19 protein-coding genes, 2 tRNA genes and 1 pseudogene are annotated in these 19,111 nt (G+C 61.3%); 10 read left to right on the top strand and 12 right to left on the bottom strand.

Annotated elements, in window-relative coordinates; all coding sequences use genetic code 11:
- From Q0R16_RS18075 to pnp, 3 genes are all read left to right on the top strand, one after another.
- A partial coding sequence (locus Q0R16_RS18075; RefSeq protein ID WP_295639504.1) for a tRNA pseudouridine(55) synthase TruB occupies positions 1-608 on the top strand: 608 nt, incomplete at its 5' end.
- 5 nt (positions 609-613) lie between these two features.
- Positions 614-883 (top strand): 30S ribosomal protein S15, encoded by a 270-nt coding sequence (gene rpsO / locus Q0R16_RS18070; protein WP_295639501.1) that lies wholly within the window; start codon positions 614-616, stop codon positions 881-883.
- Positions 884-1,085: 202 nt separating this feature from the next.
- On the top strand, positions 1,086-3,410 hold the full coding sequence (pnp, locus tag Q0R16_RS18065; protein ID WP_295639498.1) for a polyribonucleotide nucleotidyltransferase: 2,325 nt from the start codon (positions 1,086-1,088) through the stop codon (positions 3,408-3,410).
- An 87-nt stretch (positions 3,411-3,497) separates the two neighbouring features.
- Here pnp and Q0R16_RS18060 read toward each other — a convergent pair whose 3' ends face one another.
- Complete coding sequence (locus tag Q0R16_RS18060) at positions 3,498-4,211, bottom strand: GcrA family cell cycle regulator (protein WP_295639495.1); 714 nt, start codon at positions 4,209-4,211, stop codon at positions 3,498-3,500.
- Between the two features lie 87 nt (positions 4,212-4,298).
- On the opposite strand from Q0R16_RS18060, the gene Q0R16_RS18055 reads away from it, so the two are divergent.
- Positions 4,299-5,168, top strand: a complete 870-nt coding sequence (locus Q0R16_RS18055; RefSeq protein ID WP_295639492.1) for an ABC transporter permease — start codon at positions 4,299-4,301, stop codon at positions 5,166-5,168.
- Positions 5,169-5,195: 27 nt separating this feature from the next.
- Here Q0R16_RS18055 and hspQ read toward each other — a convergent pair whose 3' ends face one another.
- Positions 5,196-5,576, bottom strand: a complete 381-nt coding sequence (gene hspQ, locus Q0R16_RS18050) for a heat shock protein HspQ (RefSeq protein ID WP_295639489.1) — start codon at positions 5,574-5,576, stop codon at positions 5,196-5,198.
- Positions 5,577-5,741: 165 nt separating this feature from the next.
- On the opposite strand from hspQ, the gene Q0R16_RS18045 reads away from it, so the two are divergent.
- Positions 5,742-5,831 (top strand) — tRNA-Ser (locus Q0R16_RS18045).
- A 92-nt stretch (positions 5,832-5,923) separates the two neighbouring features.
- Positions 5,924-6,046 (top strand): annotated as a pseudogene (locus Q0R16_RS18040) (IS3 family transposase); the annotation flags it as partial.
- 678 nt (positions 6,047-6,724) lie between these two features.
- Here the strand turns inward: Q0R16_RS18040 and Q0R16_RS18035 are convergent.
- Positions 6,725-6,967, bottom strand: a complete 243-nt coding sequence (locus Q0R16_RS18035) for a hypothetical protein (RefSeq protein WP_295639486.1) — start codon at positions 6,965-6,967, stop codon at positions 6,725-6,727.
- Between the two features lie 233 nt (positions 6,968-7,200).
- Between Q0R16_RS18035 and Q0R16_RS18030 the strand changes: the two genes are divergently transcribed.
- On the top strand, positions 7,201-8,040 hold the full coding sequence (locus tag Q0R16_RS18030; RefSeq protein WP_295639483.1) for a tetratricopeptide repeat protein: 840 nt from the start codon (positions 7,201-7,203) through the stop codon (positions 8,038-8,040).
- Between the two features lie 109 nt (positions 8,041-8,149).
- Positions 8,150-8,749 (top strand): hypothetical protein, encoded by a 600-nt coding sequence (locus Q0R16_RS18025; RefSeq protein WP_295639479.1) that lies wholly within the window; start codon positions 8,150-8,152, stop codon positions 8,747-8,749.
- An 866-nt stretch (positions 8,750-9,615) separates the two neighbouring features.
- On the opposite strand, the gene Q0R16_RS18020 is transcribed toward Q0R16_RS18025, so the two are convergent.
- The 6 genes from Q0R16_RS18020 to Q0R16_RS17995 all read right to left on the bottom strand — a co-directional run bounded on the left by Q0R16_RS18020 (position 9,616) and on the right by Q0R16_RS17995 (position 14,954).
- Positions 9,616-11,856 (bottom strand): phage/plasmid primase, P4 family, encoded by a 2,241-nt coding sequence (locus Q0R16_RS18020; protein WP_295639476.1) that lies wholly within the window; start codon positions 11,854-11,856, stop codon positions 9,616-9,618.
- Positions 11,857-11,859: 3 nt separating this feature from the next.
- A complete protein-coding gene (locus Q0R16_RS18015) occupies positions 11,860-12,048 on the bottom strand; it encodes a helix-turn-helix domain-containing protein (protein ID WP_295639473.1) in 189 nt (62 codons plus the stop codon).
- Between the two features lie 90 nt (positions 12,049-12,138).
- Positions 12,139-12,630, bottom strand: coding sequence for a hypothetical protein (locus Q0R16_RS18010; protein ID WP_295639470.1), 492 nt, complete (start codon positions 12,628-12,630; stop codon positions 12,139-12,141).
- Positions 12,627-13,853, bottom strand: coding sequence for an integrase arm-type DNA-binding domain-containing protein (locus tag Q0R16_RS18005; RefSeq protein ID WP_295639469.1), 1,227 nt, complete (start codon positions 13,851-13,853; stop codon positions 12,627-12,629). Before Q0R16_RS18005 ends, Q0R16_RS18010 begins: the two co-directional genes overlap by 4 nt.
- A 167-nt stretch (positions 13,854-14,020) precedes the next feature.
- Positions 14,021-14,096, bottom strand: a tRNA-Val gene (locus tag Q0R16_RS18000).
- 42 nt (positions 14,097-14,138) lie between these two features.
- Complete coding sequence (locus Q0R16_RS17995) at positions 14,139-14,954, bottom strand: N-formylglutamate amidohydrolase (RefSeq protein ID WP_295639466.1); 816 nt, start codon at positions 14,952-14,954, stop codon at positions 14,139-14,141.
- Between Q0R16_RS17995 and Q0R16_RS17990 the strand changes: the two genes are divergently transcribed.
- Together Q0R16_RS17990 and Q0R16_RS17985 are read left to right on the top strand one after the other, a co-directional pair.
- Positions 14,948-15,886, top strand: coding sequence for a transglutaminase family protein (locus Q0R16_RS17990; protein ID WP_295639463.1), 939 nt, complete (start codon positions 14,948-14,950; stop codon positions 15,884-15,886). The genes Q0R16_RS17995 and Q0R16_RS17990 overlap by 7 nt on opposite strands.
- A gap of 11 nt (positions 15,887-15,897) precedes the next feature.
- The gene (locus Q0R16_RS17985) at positions 15,898-16,722 is read left to right on the top strand and encodes a transglutaminase family protein (RefSeq protein WP_295639460.1); all 825 of its coding nucleotides are present in this window, start codon (positions 15,898-15,900) and stop codon (positions 16,720-16,722) included.
- Here Q0R16_RS17985 and Q0R16_RS17980 read toward each other — a convergent pair.
- From Q0R16_RS17980 to Q0R16_RS17970, 3 genes are all read right to left on the bottom strand, one after another.
- The gene (locus Q0R16_RS17980) at positions 16,719-17,816 is read right to left on the bottom strand and encodes an LLM class flavin-dependent oxidoreductase (protein ID WP_295639457.1); all 1,098 of its coding nucleotides are present in this window, start codon (positions 17,814-17,816) and stop codon (positions 16,719-16,721) included. The genes Q0R16_RS17985 and Q0R16_RS17980 overlap by 4 nt on opposite strands.
- A gap of 17 nt (positions 17,817-17,833) precedes the next feature.
- Positions 17,834-18,748, bottom strand: coding sequence for an aldo/keto reductase (locus Q0R16_RS17975; protein ID WP_295639454.1), 915 nt, complete (start codon positions 18,746-18,748; stop codon positions 17,834-17,836).
- Positions 18,745-19,111: substrate-binding domain-containing protein (locus tag Q0R16_RS17970; protein ID WP_295639450.1), on the bottom strand; the 367-nt coding region annotated here is incomplete at its 5' end. The genes Q0R16_RS17975 and Q0R16_RS17970, both read right to left, overlap by 4 nt.

The raw sequence follows: 19,111 nt of genomic DNA, 5'->3' as shown, positions 1-19,111 counted from the left end.
TGGCCGATGTGGTGGCGGTGCTACCGACGTTTACCGGGCCGATCGAGCAAGTGCCACCGGCCTATTCGGCGATCCGCATCGATGGCGAACGTGCTTACGATCGGGCGCGGGCGGGCGAGGTGTTGGAGATGCCCACCCGCGCGGTCACCATTCACGCGCTCGACATCGTGGCATCGGCAGGAGGCGCGCTGGCCGAGCTCACCCTTCGCGCCCACGTCTCCAAGGGCACCTATATCCGCAGCCTGGCGCGCGACATCGCCCGCGCCGCCGGCACGCTCGGCCATGTCACCATGCTGCGCCGCCTGCGTGCCGGCTCGTTCGACCTGTCCCGCGCGATTTCGCTGGACAATCTGAACGAATTGGGCAAGGGCGCGCAGCTTGAACGCATACTCTTGCCGCTGGAGGCGGGGCTGGACGACATCCCGGCCATCGACCTTACACCGGAGCAGGCAAGGGCGGTCCACCAGGGCCGTGTTCTGACCGGAATGGCCTTTCATGACGGGCTTCATTGGGTGCGATCCGGGACACGTCCCCTCGCGCTGGTGCAGCTTTCAGGCGGTTGCCTGACCGTTTCGAGGGGCTTCAACCTTCCCGATGTCGCGGAGTAAATGATATGTCGGTGACCGCTGAAAAGAAGCAGGAAATCATCCAGGACAACGCACGTGCCGAAGGCGACACCGGTTCGCCAGAAGTGCAGGTTGCGATCCTGACCAGCCGCATCCTGACGCTGACCGAGCACTTCAAGGCGCACCACAAGGACAACCATTCGCGCCGCGGGCTGCTGATGATGGTCAACAAGCGCCGCACGCTCCTCGCCTATCTGAAAAAGACCGACGTGGACCGCTACAACGCGCTGATCGCCAAGCTCGGCTTGCGCAAGTAATCACACGGAAACGGTCCCGATCGGGGCCGTTTCCTGATTCTGGCCCCGGAAAAACCGGGTGTCAGATATCTGATCCTGATCGCAATGACGCGGCCGGATCAGCGAGGGGGGCGCAAGACGCGCCTCGACCGGGCCGGGACGGTAACCCCGGCAACTGAGGCCCCGCCCGGCATCTGGCCGCGCGGGTTCAAAAGGAAACTACATGTTCGACGTCAAAACCGTATCGATGGAGTGGGGCGGAAAGACCCTCACTCTGGAAACCGGCCGTATCGCCCGCCAGGCAAACGGCGCCGTGCTCGCCACTTATGGCGAAACCGTTGTGCTTTGCGCGGTTACCGCTGCCAAGTCGGTCAAGGAAGGCCAGGATTTCTTCCCGCTGACCGTGCACTACCAGGAAAAGTTCTTCGCCGCCGGGCGCATCCCGGGTGGCTTCTTCAAGCGTGAACGCGGCGCCACCGAAAAGGAAACGCTGGTATCGCGCCTGATCGACCGGCCGATCCGTCCGCTGTTCCCCGAAGGCTTCTACAACGAAATCAACGTCATCGCCCAGGTGCTGAGCTATGACGGCGATACCGATCCCGATGTGCTGGCACTGATCGCCGCCTCGGCCGCGCTGACCATTTCGGGCCTGCCGTTCATGGGCCCGATCGGCGCCGCGCGCGTTGGTTACGAAGATGGCGCCTACACGCTCAACCCCAAGCAGGATGCGGCCGCCAACGGCGCGCTCGATCTGGTCGTCGCCGCTACCGGCAACGCGGTGATGATGGTCGAATCCGAAGCCAAGGAGCTTTCGGAAGAGGTCATGCTGGGCGCGGTGCTGTTCGCGCATGACGAGATCAAGAAGGTCGTCAACCTGATCATCGATCTGGCCGAAAAGGCCGCCAAGGAACCTTGGGACGTTGCGATTACCGACAATTCGGCGATCAAGGACAAGCTCAAGGGCGTGGTCGCCGGCGATATCGCCGCGGCCTACAAGCTGACCGACAAGTCGGAACGCTCGAACGCGCTCAACGCCGTCCGCGCCAAGGCCAAGGAAGCCTTCGCGGGCGAATCGGGCCAGATGCAGATGGCGGCCGGCAAGGTCGTCAAGAAGCTCGAAGCCGAAATTGTGCGTGGCGACATTCTCGAGAACGGCAAGCGCATCGATGGCCGCAAGGTCGACGAAGTTCGCGCGATCGAAGCGATCGTCGGCTTCCTGCCGCGCACGCACGGTTCGTCGCTGTTCACGCGCGGTGAAACGCAGTCGATCTGCACCACCACGCTGGGCACGCGCGAAAGCGAGCAGATGATCGACGGGCTCGAGGGCCTGACCTATTCGAACTTCATGCTGCACTACAACTTCCCGCCCTATTCGGTCGGCGAAGTCGGTCGTTTCGGTGCGCCTTCGCGGCGCGATACCGGCCACGGCAAGCTGGCATGGCGCGCGCTGCGCGCGGTGCTGCCGACCAAGGAAGACTTCCCCTACACGATCCGCGTGGTGTCAGACATCACCGAGTCGAACGGGTCGTCGTCGATGGCCACGGTCTGCGGCGGCGCCTTGTCGATGATGGACGCGGGCGTTCCGATCACGCGGCCGGTTTCGGGCATCGCGATGGGGCTGATCCTCGAAGGCGACAAGTTCACCGTGCTGTCCGACATCCTGGGTGACGAAGATCACCTGGGCGACATGGACTTCAAGGTGGCCGGCACGTCCGAAGGCATCACCACGATGCAGATGGACATCAAGGTCGCGGGCATCACGCGCGAGATCTTCGAAGCCGCACTGCACCAGGCCAAGGCCGGCCGCGCGCACATCCTGAACGAGATGACCAAGGCGCTCGGCACCTCGCGCACCGAACTGTCCGACTATGCTCCGCGCATCGAGACCTTGCAGATCGACAAGTCGAAGATCCGCGAAGTCATCGGCACGGGCGGCAAGGTGATCCGCGAGATCGTTGCCGAAACCGGCGCCAAGGTGGACATCGATGACGAAGGCCTGATCAAGCTGTCGTCGTCCGATCCGGCGCAGATCGAAGCCGCCCGCGCATGGATCCTCGGCATCGTCGAGGAAGCCGAAGTGGGCAAGGTTTACAACGGCAAGGTCGTCAACATCGTCGACTTCGGCGCGTTCGTGAACTTCATGGGCGGCAAGGACGGGCTCGTCCACGTCTCCGAGATGCGCAACGATCGGGTCGAAAAGCCCACCGACGTCGTCAAGGAAGGCCAGGAAGTAAAGGTCAAGGTTCTCGAGATCGATCCGCGCGGCAAGGTTCGCCTGTCGATGCGCGTCGTCGACCAGGAAACCGGCGCCGAGCTGGAAGACACTCGCCCGGCGCGTGAACCCCGCGAACCCCGCACCGATCGTCCCGATCGCGGTGGTGGTGATCGTCGTGGACCGCGCAGCGGTGGCGGCGGCGGTGATCGCGGCCCACGTGGCGGCGGTGACCGTGGTCCGCGCCGTGAAGGCGGCGATCGTGGCCCGCGTCGCGAAGGTGGCGATGCACCGGCCTCCGATCACATGCCGGCTTTCCTGAAGGCCGACGACTGATCCAGGCCGCGCAAGCGCAATGAAAAAGGCCGCGAGAGCATCTGCTCTCGCGGCCTTTTTCATTGGGGTTGGAGGGGTAGCTTCCGCTTACCTGACCCGCGGCCCGCCGAACGGCAGCGGCGGCGGAGGACGGCGATGGCCGCGCGGAAGTTGCGCCTGGTAGGCGCGGCCGCAATGCTCGACGCAGTACGGGAAGCCCGGGTTCACCTTGACGCCGCAGAAGTGGAAATCGGGCTCGCCCGGGTGGCCCATCGGCCAGCGGCAGATGCGATCGTTGAGATCGAGCAGGCCGGTCTTGTCGGCGATTTCGGGTGAGGGTCGGGCGGCCACGAGCCGGCGTGGCGGTGCGGGAGGAATTGGGGCCTGCTGGTCACCGGGGCCCTGGCGCAGGAAGCCGCCGGGGCCGACCGAGACGATGCGCGGGCTGGGGGGCTTGACCGGTGGAAGCTCTTCGCCGGCGACCGGCGCCACTGCCGGCGGGGCAGGGCGGGCGGCAACGGGGGGCGGCGTGCTGGGTGCAGCCGGCGCGACAGGCGCTGCTGCCGGTGCTTCGGCGACAGGCGCGGGTGTGGCAGGCGGTTCGGCAGCCTTTGCCGGCTTTGCTTCGGGCGCGTCGGCGCTGTCACCGGCCTTGTCGTTGGGTTTGACCGGCGAAGGCCGAGCTTTCAGCCCAAGGCGGTGCGCCTTGCCGATCACCGCGTTGCGGCTGACCCCGCCAAGCTCCTCGGCGATCTGGCTGGCAGTGGCACCGCCCTCCCACATTTTTGTCAGGCGTTCGATTCGTTCGTCGGTCCAGCTCATGCGCGGGGCCCTATCCTTGTGCTTGCGCGAAAAATGTTCCGCGACCGATGTCTTGCCACGCAGCTACGCGCGCGATACGCCCCGGCCATGGCAGAAACCTCTTCACCCCGGCAAGGGGCAATATCTCGTCAACCAAGCGGGTTTTCGCCCCCTGGGCAGCCGATTTTTCGCGGTTTCAACAAATTGGGGCTGTGGACGCTCTATATGAAGGAAGTGCGCCGGTTCTTCAAGGTGCAGACCCAGACGATCTGGGCGCCCGCGGTTACCACGCTGCTGTACCTGATCATCTTCACCCTGGCGCTGGGACGCGGCAACCGCCTTGTGCTGGGAGTGCAGTTTGCCAGCTTCGTGGCGCCGGGGCTGATCGCGATGGGCATGATCAACAACGCATTTGCCAATTCCAGCTTCAATTTCCTTGCGGGAAAGATCCAGGGGACGATCATCGATTACCTGATGCCGCCGATCAGCGAAGGCGAACTGATGCTGGCGCTGATCGGCGCGGCAGTCACGCGCGCGGTGCTGGTGGGGCTCGCGGTATCGGGCGCGATGCTGCTGTGGCCGGGCGTGCACTTGACGCTGATGCACCCGTGGGCAGTGGTGTGGTTCGGGCTGATGGGGTCGACGCTGCTGGCGCTGATCGGGCTGCTGACGTCGCTCTGGGCCGAAAAGTTCGATCATGCCGCGGCAGTGACCAACTTCGTTATCACCCCGCTGTCGATGTTGTCGGGCACGTTCTACGTGATCAGCAATCTGGCCCCCGCATTCCAGGCAGTGAGCCGGGTCAACCCGATCTTCTACGTGATTTCGGGCTTCCGCTATGGCTTCCTGGGGCAAAGCGATATCGGCGACAGCAATATGGCGGTCTTGCACGGTGCGCTTGGGTTGGGCGTGCTGAACCTTGCGGTCGGTGCGTTGACGTATGCGCTGCTGCGGTCAGGCTGGAAATTGAAAACCTGACGGGCCAGCGTTATCAGCCTGGCAAACTCAATGCGAAAGTCCGCGCCGCAGCTTGTAGCGATCCCCATCGAACGGGTCGAACATATCGTCTAGCGATGGGTGATCGACCGGGCCGGAAACCGCATCGCCGAGCAGGTTCTGCTGGCTGACGTAGGCCACGTAGCTGTTCTCGCCGTTTTCTGCCAGCAAGTGATAGAACGGCTGGTCGCGCTTGGGCCGGACTTCGGCCGGGATCGATTCGTACCATTCTTCGCTGTTGGCAAAGACCGGATCGATATCGAAAACCACCCCGCGAAAGCTGTAAAGCCGATGACGCACTATGTCGCCAATGGCGAACCGCGCCACCGCAACCGAAGGAGCATCGATCTCGCGACCAGCTTGGGGAGAGAAAAATCGGGCTTGATCCATGTCTTCGATATAGGACGGTACGGTATCACTAACAAGCGATCTGCACGACGAGGCAAAAGGCGGGATTGGCGAACCGGCAAGTTCCGCTTGGCAAACCCGGGATCATGCGCTAACCGCGCGCTTCCTCGACCCCGGGTGACATATGGGCACCCACACCGACCTTGCGGAGAGGTGGCAGAGTGGTCGAATGCACCGCACTCGAAATGCGGCATACGGGCAACCGTATCGAGGGTTCGAATCCCTCCCTCTCCGCCAGTACCTTTTTATCTTGTACGATAAAACGAGGATGACTGGTCGTTGCCCACGACCGGGCCACACGATAGACTTGTGGTAACAGGCGGCAGATCTGGCCAACACGGCGTCGAGCCGAGACCGCAATCTTCGAGAATATCAACGGGTTCGACAACACCCGCAAGCGCCGTTCATATCTGGGCGGCAACAGCCCGCTCGCCTTCGAAGCCGAGGCGGCAGGATCAGACGAGTGCCCAGCGCAAACCCGTCACAAGTCCAGTCCGGTACCCCTCGATCCATCGATCTGTCTGAAAACCGCGGATTCCCGCGGCTTCGGTGGCGGTGAGGGGCTCGTATTGGGCACAGAAAATGGCTGAAATTCGGCAAAAATATGGGAGGCACATTTGGTAAGGCCCCCAATAAAGCCCCCAATCGAGCCGGAAGCCAACGAACATGTCCGGTCAGTTCGTGCTCCCGCGTGGTCCCGCTGGTCGGATACACATTGGCGGGACAGCAAAGCAGGGCCGCTTTCCGGGCAATTTAATTCAAATGAAAAACCAAGCACACCGTACGCGAGTCCTCGCTGGCGCTAACCCATTGAGAGGGGCGAGCAATATAGCTGATTCAGCGCCTCGTCACTTCTCAATCACTATGATGCACGGCCTCCAATGCAAATCAAAGTACATCGGTCGGCGTGGGAAATGGCGGAATTCGCCCGTTTCAGGCCAGTAGTTCACTAGGCCAAGGACAGATCAGAGTGCCTTGCGTGGTTTTGCACCAGCCGGTCGCCGGGAAGGGCGGCTTCAGGCACTGGTGGGCGCGAAGGCGACATTCCGGACACGACCACTTTCCAGTCATACAGCCGGTGCGATAGCCGAGCCTAGAGCCGCCGATCGTTAAGGCGAAAAGCAACACGCCTATCCGCGTTCCCCAGGCAGCAATTCCACCGGCCCGCACTTCACGTCACGCGATCCGCAAGCCCGGCATTTCACGCTGCGCTGCACCGCCCCAATATCTCGGCTCGTGCTCGCCATCGATCGCGCCATGCTCAGCGCCAGGCTGTCCAGCGTCGCCGATCGCCCGCACCCGTGGCAAACCACGCGCAGATTGAAGCCGTGACGCGAATAGTCGCTGATCTTGTCGAGGCGTTTTGATCCCATGGCCGCATGAGAACAAATGCAGAATGATTCGGCAAGGCCCACAGTGAAACCGACCAAGATATCTCCGGGCTAGGCTTGCGCCCGACGACGGAAGTGCGCCGACCGATTGCCAGCAAGCGAAGTCAGCGCATGCGCGAGCGGAACTGCTACGTCGGGCACTGATCCAGCCTGTCGCGCGGCAGCCTCCGCCGTCATCTGCTATTCAAGCACACAAAAGTCGCTAGAAAGGCAGGATGGATTTTCGAACCACGATCGCCATTGTTTTGCTTGCGTCAGTTAGTTGCTGTGGCTCACAGGCATGGGCCGCATCTGAGGTACCAACGCCGCCAGAAACGACTTTGGTGCAACGGAAAGAAGCCTCAGAAGCGGTCTTGCGCAATGATGTAGTGGCCCTGAAAGCTATGGCTGAAACAGGGAATTCGGATGCGATATTTTATGTAGGCTATATGTATTACGAAGGCAAAGGCGTGGTGCAGGACTACGCTGTGGCGGCCAACTGGTATCGCAAGTCCGCAGAGCAAGGAGGTCGCGTCCCGCAGGCGATCCTCGCTGAGATGTATGCAAACGGTCGAGGTGTTGCGCAAAATTACGCTGAAGCAATTGTTTGGTACCGCAAAGCTGCCGAGCAGGATTGGCCCGCAGCGCAGTTGAGCCTCGGCCTGCTGTACTACAATGGCCAAGGTGTACCACAAGACTATAGTGCCGCTGCCGGCTGGTTCCTCAAGGCCGCCAAGTCAGGTGACGCCGGTGCTGAATACGACCTCGGTGTGATGTATGCCCTCGGCCAAGGCGTTGCGCAGAACTACGCGGTTGCAAAGGGCTGGTACCGCAAGGCTGCCGAGGCCGGCCAAATCGATGCACAATACAACCTTGGCCTGATGTATTGGCGGGGCGAAGGCGGGCCGCAGGATTACCTTCAAGCACACAAATGGTTCAACCTTAGTGCCGCTGGAGCCGTCGCGGCCGAAACTCGGGATAGAGCGGTCAAGGCCCGCGACATGGTTGCTACCAAAATGACTCCCACCCAGATTGGTGAGGCCCAGCGGCTGGCCAGCATCTGGCAGAAGAAGTGATCTGCGTGCTTCTTCTCAGAATGCAATGGTTGGTCAACGGGGGCTATAAAAACACCGATTGTTGTCGCGTCCGTCGGTTGATGTTGCTGGCCCGCTGAGAGGATAACACTTGAGCAAGCTTATCATTTTCGCAGTGCTGTCGGCCAGCTCGGCTATCTCCGTTTCGCACAGAGCAATGGCGGAAGAAGTGCTTTTCTTGAAATGCGATATGGAAGAGGCAAAGATAGGCGGGGACGTTGCAGATGGATCATCAGCGCCAGTTAGCGCAAGCAAATACTCTTGGGAGTTTGGCAGTACTCAAAAGAAAACCATATACTTTAAAATAAAAACCAGTCAGCCATTTGTTGATCATAATGATAAAAGAATAGTCGTGAATGAATGGTATGAATTTGATGGAAGACAATATAGCATAAAACTCTTTTCGGATATTACGCCGCTTGGTTGTGATATCAGTAATTGCAAATTCAATATAGACGGATTTCGAATTTCTGCATCATTTTCTCATTCTAAAAATTGGCAAGAATATAGAATTATTCAGATAATAGATAGAGAGACTGGAAAGATAGTTAGAGGAGATAGGCTGGATGTTTATAGTCACCTGATCTCGAATGACGGCAATTTATCAGGAGATCACGGAACTCTGACAATGGACCGATATGGATTCTGCGAAAAATCTCCAGATATGGAAGATCGCCCCACAAAATTTTAAATAGTTAGCAAATATTGATCTTATAGATCTGCAAATTTACTACAGACTTTATTATTATCTAAATCAAGTGTAAATAGGTCTTGCGCGCAATTTAAAATCTTAATGGACTTTGTCTTTGGCCGATCTCACAGCCTTCCGCATGGAAAGGCGCTTGCCGCTAACAAGTGTTGCCCCCACGTACTCGTCAAGCCGCGCCAGGTAAGCTTCGCGCTCAGTCTTGCAAAGCTTGTGCTTCGCTCGGGTACCAGCATGAGCGCGTGGCAAGAGTTGGGAAATTTTCCTGTCGATTTTTCTGATCGCTACATAGGCGCGTTCTAGAGCGTCCATTTGCTGCGATCGATATTGCAGTCCGGAAGCGGCCACGGACTGAAAAGACACTCCACCCGGGGGGAGGATCATCCTGCAGCAGCGGCCCCCGGTATGGGGGCAAAGCAGGTAGAATCGCCGGCCCCCAAATCGCATCGGTTTTCCCACAAGCGAGACTGACTGCCTGATCGGCTGGCCAAAACACTTCCCGTCAATGCGCAGGACCAGCGAGTCGTCGTAGCCGTCAACCGCTAGCGCCACCTCTCCGACCGCAGGGCCTTTGCCTTGCCACGTCAAGTGGACGGGGCCTGACGACCAGCCTTTGAGCAGCCCCAGCTCGCGAAGTTCCGCCGTGTTGATCGAAATGCAGTTTTCAACAACTAACATGGCCTCAACTTTCCCACCTAAATCCTCTACGAGAAGCCGAAATTTTCTGTCGTACCAGGACAAACAGGATGATCAGGACGAAGTTCGTATTTACGTGATGTATTTGCCTTAAGCAGGGCAAAGCGCTAGGGCGATAGATAGATTTCTCGTCCTGATCATCCTGCATAACTTGCTCAGACTGAGGATTCCTTCGCGCACAAGCGCAAGCAACACTTGCTATCGCCACCGCGCTTCTCGACCTGAAAACCCCGACGCCTAAGTTCGGATGTTAGCCAGCGCGGCACGCCCAAGGGATAGCCGGCACGTAAAGCAAATTGTTGCCAGGCATCGAATAGTACGCTGGTCCGCTCCCAATGATCAGGCGCCAGTTCACAACAGTCTGCGAGCCACTGGCCAACCACGTCCTGATCCGCAAAGTAGTCCGCGTTCGCGGCTGTAACTGACTTGGGGCGCAACAGACCAACAGTGTCGTAATGAGAGCAACCGTCAATCATCCATTGGAGGATCTGCGGCCATTCCTCTCGCAGCTTTTCCTCCAAATCCGGATCGGGCCGCTGCGGCTTCACGTTGAACGGGACGAAGTTGATGCGGCGCTGCATCGCGTCGTCAACGTTGGCGAGCCTCGGTGCGTGATTGCCGGCGATCATCAACTTGAATTCCGGCACGAAGGTAAAATGGTCCTGCCGCATAAAGCGGGCTGTAATCGGATCGCCACCAGTCAGGGATTTTAGCCGCGCTTCATTCCATGAACGACCGGACTCGGTTTCCGATGCTGTCACCAAGCGCGCACCGTGCAGCATGGCAAGTTCGGTCGAGTGACGCTCGAATTTCGATTCTGTGAGCGTTTCCATGGTCGCGGTCACGGCATAGTCGCCAAGGATGCCGGCCACGGTATTGACGAAAACGCTTTTGCCATTGCCGCCGAACCCCAAAAGGAAAAGTAGCGCGTGCTCCTTGGTCAAGCCTGTCAGGCAGTAGCCGCACCAACGTTGCAGGAACGCGATCGTCTCTACATCGCCGGCCAATGCCTCGTGGAGAAAGGCCAGCCAGCGCGTCGGGTCGCCAGCGGTTGGCGAGCATGCCGCCACCTTGACGATGCGCTCGGCCGGGGAAGCAGGACGAAGTTGGCCGGTGCTCAGGTCCACAGTAGCCGCAGGCGTCCCTAGCAACATCGGATCGGCGTTCCAATTCGACGTGGTTGTTGCATGCTGAGGGTCACTCTGGGCAATCCTCAGCGCGCCCGCGATCGTCGTGCTTTTGGAAAGCGAACGCTTGCCCTTGCCCAATTGGCGCGCGGTGCCCCGCATGATCTCAAACGCGAGCTTTCGAGTGTCTTCTTGCCAGCTTGCTCCGGCCCAATGGAACCACTTGCCAAGAGAATGATCGAACAGGAAGGTGCCGGCCGTGCGCTCAGAAAATGCCCGCGCTAGCGAATCTTCCGAGACCGCTGCTTTGTCGTTCAGAGAACTCCGCGCCTTTTCAATGCTCCGCTCGATTGCCCGGCGAGGATCGGGCTGCCTTCGCGGATGGTCACTGATGATGTTCGCGGGATCGAGGCAAGTTCTGTGGATTTCTTCATCGCTCCAGCCCGCCTGGATCATCAAATTGACGCCTGAGAGCAACTGAGCTGACATGTCGCAACCAAATTGGTCATAAGGGTCGGCCTCAAGGATCAGGCGGTCAAGCCGCTCGCTCGGCGGCACATGGTGCTGCGCACCCGTCGAACCCGCCCCACTGCCAGGCGGAGATCCCGAGAGGGGCGGAACTGAGTGGTCGGTGATCGTGGGGGGCGGAGGGTACGCTGCCTCCAATTCCTTCAGCGTGTAGACTTGGCCGGTTTCTGGCTCGATAAGGCTCGCCAACACGGGTTTGCGCCCGGCCGCCCGCTTCTTCGCATTCGGCCAGTTCGTGAAGCCGGGGACGCGCATCAGTCGGTCGATGTTGTGACAGGCATCTCCGCCGAAGCGGTGGCGCACGCCGATGTTGATCGCTTCGACGCGGTCGATGCAATCGGTTGGCGCCGCCAGCCGCCAGAATGCCTGCACACCGTTACCGCTGTCCACGATCATGCTTGGTGGACAGATGGATGCGTTCAGCGTTGCAACGGCCGCAGCCTTGTCGAAATCGCGGGTGCCTTTAGGCGGGTCGATGTCAACATGAACAAAGCGAACGGCAGTGATGTCGACCTTGGCGGGTTTTCTATGGAGGCCAGGGCGAACGCAGTTGGGGGTCCAGTAGATGTTGCAACCTTCGGCATTGCGCTCCGCCGCCCACGCGCAGGCTGCGGCGACGTCCGTGCCGAAGTCCTGCGATCGGACAGCACCGCCGTCCGCTTGAATCGCGGTCAAATGGACCTGATCTAAGCCGCGCAGGAATGCAGCGGCCTCGTCCGGTTGATTGGGAAGAGTGGCCATGACTTATTCCTCCCCCGTCACGAGGCCGCGCAAGCTTTCGGCTGGGATGATTGTGCGCCCACCGACGCGAACGGCTTTAAGTCTGCCGGAGGAAATGTGCGCGTAAATTGAGGTGCGGCCTAAGCTGCTGGCCGTGCAGGCCTCCTTCACGCTAAAACCAATTTTCTGGGGGTACTGATCTACGGTTGGCATCGCTTGCTCCTAGTCCGCTAGTGGTCGGAGCCGTCCGAATAGTGCCACTAGGAGTCACGGTGCACACGGGGGAATCGTGACATGAGCGCCTTATCGTCGTGCCCGATCCGCAAGAACTATTTTCAACTGCCTCCTCGCTCTTTCAACCGCCGCCCGGTCATTCGCAGCGCGGAATAGGTCATTATCTTGACAGGCTTGAACAATCATCTTCGGTGTCAAATGAAATTTCAAGCCGACCTCGTCGTTAACTATATCTCCAAAATCAAGCCACATTTCAATGAGAGATCTTATCCCGCTAAATTCGTCATCTTTGCCATAGATGCCCATAGCAATTAGCGCTGCAGACCCACGACGCTTGTCGTCTAAATCCCTTTTGTCTATTATTTCTGAGCAAAGTTCCTTCGCGATATGCTCTACCCAACAAAGCTTTGTGCCAGGGTCCGCCTTACCTGCAGATATTGCTTTCCAGATTCGCTCTGCCGCCTGCCGTTTCGAAACCCCCTCCGATCTCATGCCTCTGGCGACTTCAAGATCGTAGGCTAGGCCATCTGGATCGCCACATTCTCCGTCGTCATCAATCATAAATTCGCCCCCTGCCCTTGGAAGGGCAGTATCGTCGCACCTGTCCGCAACGTGTCGAGATTGTCACTCCACCACTGCGCCATCTGGACCCGCTCATGCCAGTGTGCACCGCGATGATAGGCGGCGCGAACGCGATCATCATCGCCATGCGCCAGCGCGCGTTCGATCGCGTCCGGGTTCCATTTACCGGACTCGTTTAACAACGTGGATGCCAACGCGCGGAAGCCATGCGCGGTCATTTCGTCGCCAGGGAAACCCAGCCGCCTGAGACCCGCATTGATCGTGTTTTCGCTCATTGGTCGGGTGCGAGTGCGGATCGACGGGTAGGCGTACCCTGACGGGCCGGTGATCGCGTGAAGCTTGCGGAACAGTTCCACCGACTGACTAGACAATGGAACTTGGTGCGGCTTGCGCATTTTCATCTTGCCCGCTGGTATGATCCACACTCCAGCCTCTAGGTCGATCTCGCTCCACTCGGCATGGCGCAGCTCGCCGGGGCGGACAAAGACGTTCGCGGAAAGCTGCATGGCGATCCGGGTGACAAGATGTCCTTCGTACCCGTCGATTGCGCGCAGCAATTCGCCAGCTCGCTTGGCGTCGATGATCGCGCCGTAGTGCGTGGGCTGAGGCGCAGTAAGTGCGCCTCGCAGGTCACGGCTGGGGTCCGATACCAACCGCGCCGTGGCTACGGCATAGCGAAATACCCGGCCCGCCAGTTGGAGCACCCGACGCGCCGTCTCGTAGTTTCCCGTGGCCTCGATCCGGCGAAGCACCGCCAACAGGTCCGGCACAGCAATCTCGGCGATCGGCATCCGTCCGAACACGGACCCCATGCGCGAGATGTAGTACTCACTCTTTTCAAAGGTGGAGGTGGAGAGGCCCTCACGCTTGCGTTTGTCGAGAAACTCGCTCGCAACTTCGCCAAACGTGTTTGCGGCAGAGACTTTCGCCCGATGCTTGGCTTGTTGCTTCTCGCGGGATGGGTCAGCGCCTGTCGCGATCAGTTCGCGGGCATCGTCGCGCCGTTTGCGTGCATCGCTCAAACCGATTGCCGGATACGCTCCGATCGCCAGCTTCTTCTCACGGCCGTCTACACGGAACTTGAGCCTCCAGAGTTTTCCGCCGGCCGGTGTCACCAGCATGTAGAGCCCGCCGCCATCGGACAACTTGTATTCCTTGGCGCGGGGCTTCGCGTTGCGGATGGCTAAATCGGAAAGCGCCAAGCTGGGGGCCTTTCAAAAGCCCCCATTTGTGAAAGGCCCCAATAAGGCCCCCAAACCGGAGCGATTGTATGGGAACGCACGGGAACGCATGCGAACGATACAAGGCCTAAATATAGGGTTTTCCGAGCTTCTGCAAGAACGTATGCGAATGCCCACGAACGCAAATATGGTGGGCGGTGAGGGGCTCGAACCCCCGACCCTCTCGGTGTAAACGAGATGCTCTACCAACTGAGCTAACCGCCCGGTCTCCCGGAAGGCGCGCTATTGCGGGGATTGCGCGGGGCGTCAAGCCGCTGGCATGCGCTCCGTGTCCTGCCTTGCGGCTGTCAGCACCCCGGCAAGACGGTCGGCCCAGGCCGTGGTCCCGTCGGGTGTAGCCAGCAAGTCCTGGCGGATTTCCAGCTCGACATAAGCGCGGCCCGGCTCGATCGCGTGGAGTGGGACGGTGTAGTCCGTGGCATCGAGCCGATACGGCTGGTTGTTTCCGATGACCGTGCCGAGCGCGTCGGTCAGCCCTGCCAGCACGGCCAGCGCGAACCGGTCGGCGCCGCCGCCGTGGAGAACGCCTGCATGCCACGGCCGCGGCTTGCCTTGCCAGACCGGCGTGAACGAATGGAGCGAGACGAGGATTTGTGGGTGCGGTCCATCTGTTTGGCGCGCGAGTTCGTCTGCAATTGCCGCGTGATAGGGCTTGTGAATTTCGGCCACGCGCTGCCGTCGCTGCCGAACGGTCAAGCCCCGGTTTCCAGGGATGTTCGTCGCGTCGCTGCTCGGGGCGATTGCATCGGGGTGCTGGGGCGCGCGATTGCAGTCGATCACCAGCCGCGAATAGCGCTGGTGGATGAAGCGTGCGTCCAGGCGCTGCGCCAGAGCCTCGCCCAGTGCGCGGCTGCCCAGGTCGCAGGCGATGTGCCGCGCCCAGTCGGCGTCGGAAACGCGCAGGCAACCGAGCGCGGCGGGGCTTGCCATGCCGGCATGGTCGCCCACCAGCAGGAACGAAGACGCGCCACCGGGGTTTGAGAAAGCAACCGGGCTGGGGTCGTCAGGACCCAGCAGGCGATCGCCTGTGCCGTCCTCTTGGCTATCGAAGCGCAATGCCACTGATCAGTTTGTCCCATGTCACCACCTATCGGTATCACCAGAAGGTAGCATTCGGCGAGCACCGGCTGATGGTGCGCCCGCGCGAGAGTTATGACCAGCACCTGCTCGAAGCCGAACTGGTGATTGACCCGCAGCCTTCCGAACTGCGCTGGTTGCAGGACGTATTCGGCAATGCCGTGGCCGTGGCCAGTTTCGCGTCCCGCGCGATTTCGTTGCGGATCGAAAGCCGGGTGCGGCTGATGCACACTCCCGCGCCAGCGACCTCGATCGCGATCGAACGCTATGCGCGCAATTATCCGTTTACGTATGCTGCCGAGGACATGCCCGACCTGCTGCGCTCGATCGAGCGGCAGCATCTCGATCCCTACCGCCGGGTCGACAAGTGGGCGCGCAGCTTCGTGAAACCTTCGGGCACCACCGACACGCTTACCATGCTGACCGACATGACAAGCACGATCAAGCGCGAATTCACGTACAAGCCGCGATCTGAAAAGGGCACACAGAGCCCGCTCGAAACGCTCGATCGCAAGGATGGCACTTGCCGCGATTTCGCGATGCTGATGATCGAGGCAGTGCGCGCGCTGGGGCTCGCGGCGCGGTTCTGCTCGGGCTATCTTTACAGCACCACGCGCCGCGACCGTCGGGTCGGCGGGGGCAACACCCATGCCTGGGTGCGGGTTTACCTACCCGGCACCGGCTGGATCGAGTTCGACCCTACCAACGGCATCATCGGCAACAGCGGGCTGATCCGCGTGGCGGTGGCGCGCGATATCTACCAGGCGGTGCCGATTTCGGGGAGCTGGAGCGGGCACCCCGGCAGTTATGCAGGCATGGACGTGACCGTCCACGCCGAAGTCGAACCCGAAGGGCCGGACGGCAACTTGCCCGATTTTTCGCACACCGACTCCGCCGAATGCGGCGCAAACCCATGAAAGGATCCCCCATGCTGATCAGGGCCGGTTACGATATCGCCTTCACCGCCGAGATCCCCACCGCGGTCGTCGCGCAACTGAGCATCCGGCCCGAACGCGCGCGCGATCTGGTCACGCCGCACCGCATCGAGGTGACCCCCGATGTGCCGATCTACGATTACATCGACATGTTCGGGAATACGTGCACCCGCTTCACCATCCCGCCGGGCGGGTTGAAGCTATCGTGCGATTTCACGATCGAGGACAGCGGCGAACCCGATGCCGAAGACCCGCAGGCGGAACAGCACGCGGTGCAGGACTTGCCCAACGACGTGATGGTTTACCTGCTGGGCAGCCGCTACTGCGAAATCGACTTGCTGCTCGATGCGGCCTGGTCGCGGTTCGGCGATGTGCCCGAGGGCTGGGCGCGGGTGCAGGCGATCGTCAACTTCGTCCACCGCCATGTCGAATTCGGCTACAAGTACGCCGATGCCCGACGCGGTGCATGGCGCGCCTATCAGGAGCAAGTCGGCGTGTGCCGCGATTTTGCGCACCTGGCCGTCGCGCTGTGCCGTTGCATGAACATTCCGGCGCGCTATTGCACAGGATACCTGGGCGATATCGGCGTGCCCCCCGACGATGCGCCGATGGATTTTTCGGCGTGGTTCCAGGTGTGGCTGGGCGATGCGTGGCACACCTTCGATGCGCGGCAGAATGCCCCCCGCATCGGCCGCATCCTGATGGCGGTGGGCCGCGACGCGACCGACACCGCGCTCACCACGACGTACGGCCGCACCACGCTCCAGCACTTCGCGGTGCACACCGACGAGATAACCGAAGTGGAGACGCCCGGTTAGAAGGTTAGCGGGCCGTGCTCGATGTGGGGCAGCACGTGCCGCGAGAACAAGTCCGCCTCGGCCGCGTGCGGGTATCCTGAGAAGATGAACGCCTCGATCCCCTCGGCCTGATAGGCGCGGATCTTGGCGAGTACCTGGTCCGGATTGCCGACGATCGCGGCACCGCAGCCCGAACGCGCGCGGCCGATCCCGGTCCACAAGTTCTCCTCGACGAACCCGTCACCGCCCGCTGCACCGCGCAATTCGGCCTGGCGCTGGACACCGGCGTTGTTGGCATCGAGCGACTTTTCACGGATCGCGCGGCCGACTTCGTCATCGAGCTTCGACAGCAGCCGATCGGCATAGGCGCGCGCTTCTTCCTCGGTATCGCGGACGATAACGTGCGCACGGTAGCCGAACTTGAGCGTGCGGCCGAACTTGGCCGCGCGCGCGGTCATGTCCGAGATCAACCCGCGCACCGTGTCCATCGTGTCGGGCCACATCAGGTAGACGTCTGCACATTCGGCCGCGCAATCGCGCGCATCGGGGCTGAGCCCGCCGAAATAGAACGGCGGGCACTTGCCCGAAAGCGTCGTCATGCGCGGCGGATCGAGCTTGAGCTTGTAATGCGCGCCCTCGTGATCGAGCGGCTTGCCATCGAGCAGCGTGCGCAGGATCTTCATCACTTCGGTGGCGCGGGCATAGCGCGGCGCGCTGGACATCTTTTCGCCCGGCATATCGGATGAGATGACGTTGATGTTGAGCCGCCCGCCGGCTCCGGCCGCGTTCGGCCCAAGCACGCGGTCGAGCGTGGCGATCCGGCGCGCGAGTTGCGGCGGCCAATCCTCACCGATCCGCGTCGCCCACAACAGCTTGAGCCGGCTGAGCATGGGCGCCATCGCGGCGGCGAACACCGTGGTATCGAGCCCCAACTGATAGCCAGAGGGCAGCAGGATGTTGTCGAACCCGCCCTTTTCGGCGGTCAGCACAATATTGCGGCAGTGCTCCCAGCTCGATTGCAATTGCGCGTCTGGCACGCCGAGGAATTCGTAGTCATCGTCGCACAGCGCCGAGAACCAGGCGATTTCGCATTGTTGGCCTTGGAGTTGAGTCATGGTTTATCTCCCGAATTTTATGGCAACGGCACGCCGCGCGCGGCGACCAGCACTGCGTACCAATCCTGCCGCGTCCACCGTACGGTGAGCGCCTGTGCGGCCTCGGCAATGCGCGCGGCCTGCTGCGAGCCGACGATCGGCACGATCCCGGCGGGGTGCGCCATCAGCCAACTGTAAGCCGTCACGGTGCGCGACACATCGTGAGCGGTGGCCACGGTATCGAGCGCGGCGGCAACGGCCTTGTCACGCGGCGTTTCAGGGTTCGCCAGCCGGCCACCGCCCAACGGCGACCAAGCCAGCGGCACCAGCCCCAGCGCCATTGCCTGGTCCAGTTCGCCATTCTCGATGGCATCGATCCGCAGCGTGCTGATCTCGGGCTGCGTTGCCACCAGCTTGTGATCGAGGAAGCCGTTCAGCGCGGCGGTCTGTGCTATCGTGAAGTTGGAAACGCCTAGCGCGCCCACCTTGCCCTGCGCGATCGCCCGATCGAGCGCGCGCGCGGTTTCGTGCGGATGCGCGAGAATGTCGGGGCGGTGAATCTGCCACAAGTCGACCCGCTCCACGCGCAGCCGGCGCAGCGAGGCGTCGATCGCTTCGGCAAGGTATTCGGGGCTTTGATCGTACGGCAGCGGTGGCAGGATACCGCCCTTGGTGGCCAGCACCATCGCCTCGCGCAGGCCCGGTTCGGCCGCCAGCACTTGACCCAGCAATTCCTCGGCCTTGCCGAACCCCGCCTTGCCGTCGAACCCATAGATATCGGCGGTGTCGAGCAGCGTGATACCGGCATCGAGCGCGGCGTGGACCAGCTTTGCCGCCTCGGCCGCGCTGCGCCCGTCATCGGCCAGTCGCCACATCCCCCAGGCGATCGGTGAAATCGCCGGGCCGCCTTCGCCGAGCGTGCGGGTGGCGGGAACAGCAGGCAAAAGACTCATGGCGTGGTCCTGACATGCGGCGCGACCGATGCGCGCTCGATAAGAGTGTGCGGCAGCCGGCGGTGCGAAATGTCACCCCCGGCAATGAGGATGTCGGCGGCGGTGTGCGCCAGGTCGAACATCGGCTGGCGGATCGTGGTCAGCGGCGGCCAGACGGTGCGGGCGAGGGTGGTATCATCGAAGCCCGCCACCGAAAGCTGGCCGGGCAAATCCATGCCCCTGTCGTGCGCCGATGCCAGCACGCCCGCGGCCATATCGTCGTTGGCGGCGAAGATCGCGCTGGGCGGATCGGGCAAGTCGAAGAAATGGCACGCAGCGCGCACCCCGCTATCGAAATCGAACGTGCCCTCGGCCACCAGTTGC

This window comes from Novosphingobium sp., assembly GCF_025351285.1.
Taxonomy (GTDB): Bacteria; Pseudomonadota; Alphaproteobacteria; order Sphingomonadales; family Sphingomonadaceae; genus Novosphingobium.
This window is presented reverse-complemented; position numbering and strand designations above follow the sequence as displayed.